At 65.2% G+C, this 8,646-nt stretch carries 7 protein-coding genes and 2 pseudogenes; 4 read left to right on the top strand and 5 right to left on the bottom strand.

From position 1 onward, the window contains the following. From HPC46_RS33015 to HPC46_RS32995, 5 genes and pseudogenes are all read right to left on the bottom strand, one after another. A pseudogene (locus HPC46_RS33015) lies at positions 1-252 on the bottom strand (ABC transporter permease); the annotation flags it as partial. Beyond that, positions 242-1,411 (bottom strand): thiolase C-terminal domain-containing protein, encoded by a 1,170-nt coding sequence (locus HPC46_RS33010; RefSeq protein WP_005145552.1) that lies wholly within the window; start codon positions 1,409-1,411, stop codon positions 242-244. The pseudogene HPC46_RS33015 and the gene HPC46_RS33010, both read right to left, overlap by 11 nt. Beyond that, positions 1,408-2,619, bottom strand: a complete 1,212-nt coding sequence (locus tag HPC46_RS33005) for an OB-fold domain-containing protein (RefSeq protein WP_179476237.1) — start codon at positions 2,617-2,619, stop codon at positions 1,408-1,410. Before HPC46_RS33005 ends, HPC46_RS33010 begins: the two co-directional genes overlap by 4 nt. A gap of 17 nt (positions 2,620-2,636) precedes the next feature. Then, on the bottom strand, positions 2,637-3,842 hold the full coding sequence (locus tag HPC46_RS33000) for a CaiB/BaiF CoA transferase family protein (RefSeq protein ID WP_179476236.1): 1,206 nt from the start codon (positions 3,840-3,842) through the stop codon (positions 2,637-2,639). After that, positions 3,839-5,341 carry an aldehyde dehydrogenase family protein gene (locus tag HPC46_RS32995; RefSeq protein WP_179476235.1) on the bottom strand — a complete coding sequence of 501 codons (1,503 nt, stop codon included), beginning with the start codon at positions 5,339-5,341 and terminating at the stop codon, positions 3,839-3,841. Before HPC46_RS32995 ends, HPC46_RS33000 begins: the two co-directional genes overlap by 4 nt. 318 nt (positions 5,342-5,659) lie before the next feature. On the opposite strand from HPC46_RS32995, the pseudogene HPC46_RS32990 reads away from it, so the two are divergent. From HPC46_RS32990 to HPC46_RS32975, 4 genes and pseudogenes are all read left to right on the top strand, one after another. After that, a pseudogene (locus tag HPC46_RS32990) lies at positions 5,660-5,935 on the top strand (SDR family NAD(P)-dependent oxidoreductase); the annotation flags it as partial. Positions 5,936-6,017: 82 nt separating this feature from the next. After that, on the top strand, positions 6,018-6,878 hold the full coding sequence (locus HPC46_RS32985; protein WP_179476233.1) for a mycofactocin-coupled SDR family oxidoreductase: 861 nt from the start codon (positions 6,018-6,020) through the stop codon (positions 6,876-6,878). 34 nt (positions 6,879-6,912) lie between these two features. Beyond that, positions 6,913-7,110: a ferredoxin gene (locus tag HPC46_RS32980; protein ID WP_005145564.1), complete on the top strand. Its 198-nt coding sequence runs from the start codon at positions 6,913-6,915 to the stop codon at positions 7,108-7,110. Between the two features lie 29 nt (positions 7,111-7,139). Continuing rightward, on the top strand, positions 7,140-8,507 hold the full coding sequence (locus tag HPC46_RS32975; protein ID WP_179476232.1) for a cytochrome P450: 1,368 nt from the start codon (positions 7,140-7,142) through the stop codon (positions 8,505-8,507). Positions 8,508-8,646: the final 139 nt, after the last annotated feature.

The following is an 8,646-nucleotide window of genomic DNA, read 5'->3' as shown; positions in this document are numbered from 1 at the left end:
CCGCAACAAAATATTCAACGTAAAAGACACCAACACCGTGAACGGAATCGCCACCAACAACGTCGGCGCCAACGACACCCGCGCCACAAACCACGACTGCTCCAAAAACTCCCGCCACTGAAACGGCTTCCGAAACACAAACCGCACCGCATCAGCCGACATCGCAAACAAACCACCAATAGCCTGCATCGGGCCTGCCGCACTCTTCAGCGATATGCCCGTCGACCACCGATCCGGTCCCTTACCTGCCATCGGTACCCGGTCCTTCCAGAATCGTCACCGCGGACACTGCCGTCGGCCCACCAATGTTGTGGGCCAGCCCGATTCGGGCACCGTCCACCTGATTTCTCGCCTCGCCACGGAGTTGTTCGAAAAGCTCCACGCACTGCGCCACTCCGGTGGCACCGGGCGGATGCCCCTTGGCCTTCAGGCCCCCGCTGGGATTCACCGGCAGCGCTCCGCCAACACAAGTCACCTCGGCCTCCATCAATTTGTAGGCCTCCGCAGGTTCGGCGAAGCCGAGATCTTCATAGCTGATCAGCTCGATACCGGTGAAGAAATCGTGAACTTCAGCCACATCGATATCCGCAGGCCCCAAACCTGCCATACTGAACGCTCTTTTGGCCGCCCGAACCGTCGCGGGGAATGTCGCCAAGTCGGCCTTGTGCTGATGCATGACCGAGTCCAAGCCCAGGCCCACTCCCCGGATCCATACCGGCCGGTCGGTATAGCGATCCACCACATCTTCGGACGCGAGTAAAAGTGCTGCGGCACCGTCACTTTGGGGTGCACAGTCGTACACACCGAACGGTGTCACCACCGTCGGAGCGGCGAGCACCTCTTCGAGGGTCACCTCGAAACGCAACCGCGCCTTCGGATTGGACACACCGTGCCGATGGTTCTTCACCGCTACCATCGCCATGTGCTCACGAGTGGCGGGAGTTTCGTGCAAATAACGCGCAACGTGAAGTGCGAAACCGGCGGGCGCAACCAATCCCAGCGGATAATCCCACGCCATATCGCGGGCCATTGCCTCCCACTCCCACAGCAATTGCTTGGAAGCGGTTTCGCGCAGCTTGTCCGCACCCATCACCAGAGCGACGTCGGCCGCACCGGACGCAACGCCGTAAAGGGCGTTGCGGACCGCGTCATTGCCGGTGGCACAGGAGTTCTCGATCCGGGTGACCGGCAGGTCTGGCAGGCCGAGCGAATCGGCCAGGATGCCCGCCGGGAATCCGTCGGGAGTTCCCATGGCGCCGAACCACGCCGCATCGATGTCAGACTTCTTGACGCCCTTGTCAACACGCGCGGCGCACTCGGCGAACGCCATCGGGAGCAGGTCTTTCATGCCGAGTGCGAAATGCTCCCCGAACGCCGTCATGCCGGCGCCCACTACTGCGACGCGCCTCATGCCGCACCCCATGACCGGACAGACGGTTCGCGCCGGCCTGCGGTCTGATACGGCTCGAACGAATACCCGTAGTCGGGCACACCGGATCTCATCGCAACCCTGCGCAGTGTGAGCCGTCCGCGATCGCCGATGCGTACCGTGCCCGCTTCGACACCGGTGACCTTCACCAGCGCGCGGACACCGACGTCGTCCAGTTCGACGAGCGCCAGCGAGTAGGGCGTGCGCAATCCCGGCACCGGAATGTGGACCGTCACTTCGGTGTACACCGTGCCCACCCGGGGCAGCGGCACCATCTCGTAGTCGGTGGCGAGCCGCCCGTCCTCATCGAGGCGATAGCGGGGCGGAAAGTCCAACTCGTCACTGCCACTGTGGCGGCCGGCCTCCCAGCGCACCTTGGCCTCGAAGGCCCGCTCGTAGGCAGCCAGCGAGATCGGGATCTCGCGGCCCGCGACCACCTTGGTCTGCGGGCGGGGCCGAGCGGCCGGTTCGCGCCGGTACACCGGGGCATTGCCGCCGACCACGGTCACCCCGGACAGGCTGGCCTGCTCGACGGCCACCAGCGGACCGCTGGTGCGCGATTCGGCGAGTGCTGCCAATGCGAACAACCCGGCACTGGCCCCCATAGTCGGCAGCGTGGGCGGGTCACCGCCGCACAACTCGGCAGCGCGGTCGTGATCGACCCCGGCCAGGGCGACCGGGGTGTCGAGCCAGGCCGCGGCAAGCGAGGCGACCAGGCCGCGTTCGTGAAGCAATCGGGGGTCGCCGTAGTCGTGGACCGCCCCGCTGGCGTTGCGGGTGCGGACCGGAAGGCTGCGCGCCACGCGTGCGGCGGTGCGCACAGCCAGCCCGCTCTCTGCGGTCAGGATCGCAGCTGCCCCAGCGGGATCCAGATCGGCTCCGATGACCAGCGTGCGCGGCCGGGCCGAGGTGACCGCGTCGAGAGTGGCCGGCGCTCCCCCGAGTCGCTCGTCGACCTCGAGTTCGGGATCGAGGCCCAGCCCCGCCAGGAGCACTGCGGCGTTGCTGCTCTCCAGCAACGGCAGGTCCCGGCTGACCAGCACGACCCGTTCGACGGCACCGCCGTCGGAAAGCGCCGCACGGCCCGCTTCAACAGCGAGTGTGATCGCGTCCTCGTCGTCGCCAGAAATGCGATGTGCATCACACCCCCACGAGGGTAGGTAGGTGCCAATGGCGATGAGGTGAGGCATAGATTCTCCGGCGCGACCTAGGTGACCGCGCCAGCGGTCTTGAGTTCGATGATGCGGTCCCAGTCCAGGCCGAGCTCTTCGAGGATCTCGTCGGTTTGCTCGGCGAATCCCGGTGCCGGCCCGGTCTGCGGCGCGGCGACGTCGAACTGCACCGGATTGGCGACGAGCTCCAATTCGCCTGCCTGCACGATGTATTCGTTGGCGCGGATCTGCGCATCCTTGGCCGCCTGCAGGGTGTCCTGCACCGGTGCCCACGGTCCCGCCAGCGTCGAGAACCGCTCGCTCCACTCGAGCAGCGGCCGCTTGGCCATCGCCTCGCGCAGGATCTCCACGGCTGCCGCGGTGTTCTCCGCAATCGATTCCGCGGTGGCAAATCGGGGATCGTCGGCCAGCTCGCTGAGGTCCATGTGATTGCACACGTCGGCCCAGAACTTTCCTGGCTGCATCATCACGAACGAGATGTAGCGGTCGTCGGCGGTCGGATAAACACCGACCAGCGGGTTGATCGGCGAACCGTGCACACCCGGGGGCGGTTGCACCATCAGCTGCTGGAGGTGCTGCGTCAGCGCCACGGTGTGGCCCATCGCCCACAGCCCGCTGCCGAGCAGGGACACGTCGACAACAGACGGCTCGCCGGTGCGCTCCCGCTGGAACAGCGCGGCGGCGATACCGCCGGCCAGATTGGTACCGGAGATGGTGTCGCCGTAGGCAGGTCCTGGCGGGCCGATCATGCCCTCGATACCGGGCGGCGTGATGGTGGCGGCGGTGCCGGCGCGGCACCAGAAGGCGGTCATGTCGTAGCCGCCCTTCACCGATTCTTCGCCGCGCGGCCCAAGTGCACTGCCGCGCGCATAAATGATCTTCGGGTTGACGGCGCGGATGTCATCGACGTCGATGCCGAACTTCGTGCGGTGTCCGGGCAGGAAGCTGGTCAGGAACACATCGGCGCGGCGAGCGAGTTCGAGCAGCACCTCTCGCCCCTCGGGCACGGACATGTCCAGCCCGATGCTGCGCTTACCCCGATTGGCGTGCTCGATGTTCGGGTTGGGATCACCTTCGACCCGCAACGGGCCGGTCTGCCGCAATCCACGTTGGGGATCGCCGGTCACTGCGTGCTCGACCTTGATGACGTCGGCGCCCCACTCACCGAGGACCGCGCCGCACGACGGGACAAAGCCGTACATCGCGACCTCGAGGACGCGAACCCCTTCCAGTGGCCTCACGACACGACCGCCGCGAGAGTCTTGCGTTCGAGGAATTCCTCCAGGCCGGCCACGCCCATCTCCCGGCCGACACCGGACTGCTTGTAGCCACCGAAGGGACTGTCCGGGCCGAAGTAGTTGCCGCCGTTGATTCCCATCGTGCCGGTGCGAATCCTGCGAGCGATCGCCAGCGCGCGGTCATGGCCGCCGAACACTCCCCCGGACAGGCCGTAGATGGAGTTGTTGGCGATCCGGACCGCATCGTCGTCGTCTTCGTAGGCGAGAACGGCCAGTACCGGTCCGAAGATCTCCTCCTGCGCGAGCTCGCTGTCGGGGTCGACGTTGGTGACCAGCGTCGGCTCGTAGAAGAAGCCAGGACCATCGACCTTCTTGCCGCCGGTGACGACGGTCGCGCCGGCAGCGACCGCACGCTGGACCATGCCGTCGACCTTGTCGCGCTGGGTGTCGTTGATCAGCGGCCCCATGTAGGTTGCGGGGTCGGCCGGGTCGCCGTAGCGGACCATGCCCATGAAGTTCTTCACCAGTTCGACGATCTCCTCGTGGTGCGTGCGGGGCACCAGAAGTCGGGTGGTGATCGCGCAGCCCTGACCGGCGTGCGAGCAGATCATGAACGCGGCCATCATGGCGCAGTTGTTGAAGTCGGCGTCGTCGAGCACGATCATCGCGGACTTGCCGCCGAGCTCCAGGAAGACCTTCTTGATCGTGTCGCTGGCAGCGGCCATGATCTTGCGGCCGGTCGCGGTCGACCCGGTGAACGTCACGACATCCACGTCGGGACTCGTCGTCAGCGCGGCGCCCACGGCGGGGTCGGTGGAGCTGATCACGTTGATCACGCCGGCCGGGATGTCGGTGTACTTCGCCATCACCTCGCCGAGCGCCAGGGTGGTCAGCGGGGTGTCAGGAGCGGCCTTGAGGACGACGGTGCAACCCGCGGCCAGCGACGGACCGAGCTTGGCCAGCGCCAGCTGGTTCGGATAGTTGTAGGCGATGATGGCGGCCACCACACCGGCGGCTTCCTTCTCCACCCAGCGGTGGTGACGCTGCCCACGGCTCTCGATCTCGCCGAGGTCCTCGCTCATCGAATAGGTCTTCAGCAGGTCGGCGTAGTAGCCGACGATCCGGATGGGGTCGTCGAGCTGGGCGCTCTCGGTCAATGCCTTGGTCGCGCCCACTTCGGCGATCGTCAGTGCACGCAGTTCGTCGCTGTGTTCCACCAGCGCGGCGTGCAGCTGCTCGAGGCAGCGGATCCGCAGATCGACGTTGGTCGCCCACTCGGTGGTGTCGAAGGCGTTGCGGGCCGCGGCGATCGCGCGCTCGGCGTCGGCGACGTCCGCGTTGGGCGCGTAGCCGACCACTTCACCGTTTGCCGGATTGATCGACGGATACGTCTGCGCAGCCCCTACGAGCTGGCCGTCGATCAGCATCCGCCGCTCGGACACCTGGCCCCCGGCCGCTTGCTCGCCGCTCGCGATGGTTGCCGTCGCGTCCTGGGCAGGCATCAGCAACTCCTCCGGTCGGTGGATAACTCGGTTCTCATCTCCGGCGAATCATACATTCGGCCCATGAGAACTCAAGCCGCGTTGGAGGAACATTCTGTCATCGGACACGCGTCCGATGTGCTGGACTCTGTGGAGCATCTCCGCAGTTAGACAGATTGCGCCGAAGTGTCTTGCGAAATGGATCACACCGAGAGTAGCGTTCTCATATCAGAAAGGGAGATTCTTGAGATCCGAGATCCACTGGTTCGGCGACGCTACGGTGCGCGGACGCCGTAGTGAACGGTGTCGTCCCCTCTCCTCCCGCAACGGAGACCGTCCGTGAAGACGGCAGTGGTGACCGGCGGCGGTTCGGGGATCGGTGCGGCCGTGGCCGACCGGCTTCGCTCCGATGGCTATCACGTGGCAACGATCGACCTGAATCCCTCCGATGCCGATTTCTCTTACGTCGCCGACGTCTCCGACCGCGCGCAGGTCGACGCTGCACTCGCCGACTCCTTTTGCCGGTTCACCGACACCAGCTTCGAGGACTGGAAGAAGATCGTCGACATCGACCCGCACGGGGTCTTCCACACCATCCAGGCCGTACTGCCCGACACCTGAGCACACAGCAGTTCAAGGCATTCAGCACATATCGATAGACGAACCGACATCTAGGCAGTTAGAGAGAGGAACACCTGTGGGACGAGTCCAAGGCAAGGTTGCCTTCATCACCGGCGCCGCACGCGGGCAGGGCCGTAGCCATGCCTTGCGGCTGGCCGAAGAGGGCGCCGACATCATCGCTGTCGACTTGTGCAAGGACATCGACACCATCGGTTACAAGATGGCCAGCCCGGAGGATCTCGAGGAGACCGCCGAACTGGTCAAGAAGACCGGCCGCGGCATCGTCACCGCGCAGGCCGATGTGCGCGAGGCCGCCGAACTCAAGTCGGCGCTGGAGCAGGGCCTCGCCGAATTCGGCAAGGTCGACATCGTCGTGGCGCAGGCCGGCATCGCAGGCATGAAGGGCCAGCCTCCGCTGGAGGCCTGGTGCGACGTCATCAACACCAACCTGATCGGCACCATCAATGCGATCCAGGTAGCGCTGCCCCACCTGGAGGCGGGCGCCTCGATCATCGCGACCGGCTCCACCGCGGCGCTGATGGACGCCCACCAGAAGGACAACCCGGGCTCGGACCCCGGCGGCATGTCGTACATGGTCGCCAAGCGGCTGCTGTCTCACTACGTCCACGATCTGGCGACCGAGCTTGCCGTGCGGGGCATTCGGGCCAACGTCGTGCACCCGACCAACTGCAACACCGACATGTTGCAGAGTGAGCCGATGTACCGTTCCTTCCGCCCGGACCTCGAACACCCGACCCGTGCGGACGCCGAACCAGTGTTCGGGATCCAGCAGGCGATGAAGGTCAACTTCGTCGAGCCGTTGGACATCAGCAATGCCGTGCTGTGGCTGGCATCCGAAGAGGCCCGCTACGTCACCGGTATGCAGCTGCGTGTCGACGCGGGCGGCTACCTCAAGTGGTACGACTACCACGTCTAAGTCCGACGAGTAATCCGTACACGAAAGGGAAACTGTGAAGGTCCGGGTTGACCAGGAGCGGTGTCAGGGGCACACGCTGTGCGCCATGATCGCTCCAGATATGTTCCAGCTCAGCGATATCGACGGCAGCTCGTCGGCCGTCACCGAAGTGGTCCCACCCGACCAGGTGGAGCTCGTACGCGAGGCCGCGCACTCCTGTCCCGAGCAGGCAATCCTCATCGACGAGGACTGAGACCATGAACTATCAAGGGAGACAATGCCTTGAGTATCGATGACGTCACCGACGACACCGAGCGGAAGCAGCCGAACTATCACTTCGATCGGCATACCCCGGAGTATCGGCAGCAATTCGAGAAGATCACCGAGGAGATGCAGTCACGGTGTCCGATGGCGTGGACCGATGTCTACAACGGCCACTGGGTGGCCGCGGGCAGCAAAGAGGTCTTCGAGCTCGCCCGGTGCCCCGCCATCTCCAACCACCACGACCTAACCGGCGAGACGCCCTATCAGGGCATCACGATCCCAAAGGCTCAGCGGGCCACGGTGGTTCGCGGTGGCATCCTGGAGATGGACGAGCCTGAGCACAGCTCATACCGTGGGGCGCTGAACCCGTACCTGTCCCCGGCTGCGGTGAAGCGGTGGGCGCCGTTCGTCGACGAGATCGTCCGTGCGTCGCTCGACGAGAAGATCGAGACCGGGCACATCGACTTCGTCGATGACCTGGCCAACATCGTGCCAGCGGTGCTCACCCTCGCCATGATGGGTATCGAGCTCAAGAAGTGGCCGGTCTACAGCGAGCCCGCGCACTTGTCGGTGTCCACACCGGAGCACTCCCCGGATGCCGCCCGCGTCGCCGAGATGAACCGGCAGATGGGGCTCGACATGGTCACCACCATGATGGAGGTCAGGGAGAACCCGCGACCCGGTCTGGTGAACGCCCTGCTGAACCTGCGCATCGACGGTGAGCCGGCTCCCGACTTGGAAATTCTGGGCAATCTCGGGCTGATCATCGGTGGCGGCTTCGACACCACCACAGCGTTGACCGCGCATTCGCTGGAGTGGTTGAGCGAGAATCCCCTTGAGCGCGAGCGGCTCAGCCGCGAGCGGGACAAGCTGCTCGACCCGGCGACCGAGGAATTCCTGCGGTTCTTCACGCCCGCACCGGGCGACGGACGCACGTTCTCGGCCGATGTCGAGGTCGAGGGTCATCAGTTCAAGGAAGGTGAACGGCTCTGGCTGTCGTGGGCGATGGCCAACCGCGATCCGTCGGTGTTCGAAAAACCCAACGAGGTCATCCTCGACCGAAAAGGCAATCGGCACTTCAGCTTCGGCATCGGCGTGCACCGTTGCGTCGGATCGAACGTGGCACGCACGGTGTTCAAGTCGATGGTGACCGCCGTGCTCGACCGCATGCCCGACTATGTCTGTGACCCCGAAGGCACCGTGCACTACGAGACCATCGGCGTCATCCAGGGCATGAAGCACCTGCCGGCCGACTTCACGCCCGGCCCGCGGCTCGGCCCCGGGCTCGATGAGACGCTGGAGCTGCTCCAGAAGGCTTGTGTGGAGCAGGGACTCGCGCGTCCGATCACCGAGCACAAGGAAGCAGCGGTCATCGACTGGCGCTGAGCCATTCGAAACAATCGAGTAGGGGGCCGGGGCTACCGGCCCCCTCTCACACCACCGGACGTGCGGGCCTCGCATCCGGCGGTTCGTTAGGTCGCTTGGAATCGGGTCCAGGCGCGGTGAAAGTAGAGCAGGCCCAGTT

It is taken from the genome of Mycolicibacterium vinylchloridicum (assembly GCF_013404075.1).
Lineage (GTDB): Bacteria > Actinomycetota > Actinomycetes > Mycobacteriales > Mycobacteriaceae > Mycobacterium > Mycobacterium vinylchloridicum.
The sequence above is the reverse complement of the archived record's forward strand: the minus strand, read 5'-3'. Positions and strand labels throughout refer to the sequence as shown.

What these genes read in the sequence shown, in the direction of transcription:
- HPC46_RS33010 (WP_005145552.1), bottom strand. Translation starts at nt 1,411, where the DNA reads ATGAGGCGCGTCGCAGTAGTGGGCGCCGGCATGACGGCGTTCGGGGAG.
- HPC46_RS32995 (WP_179476235.1), bottom strand. Translation starts at nt 5,341, where the DNA reads ATGCCTGCCCAGGACGCGACGGCAACCATCGCGAGCGGCGAGCAAGCG.
- HPC46_RS33005 (WP_179476237.1), bottom strand. Translation starts at nt 2,619, where the DNA reads ATGCCTCACCTCATCGCCATTGGCACCTACCTACCCTCGTGGGGGTGT.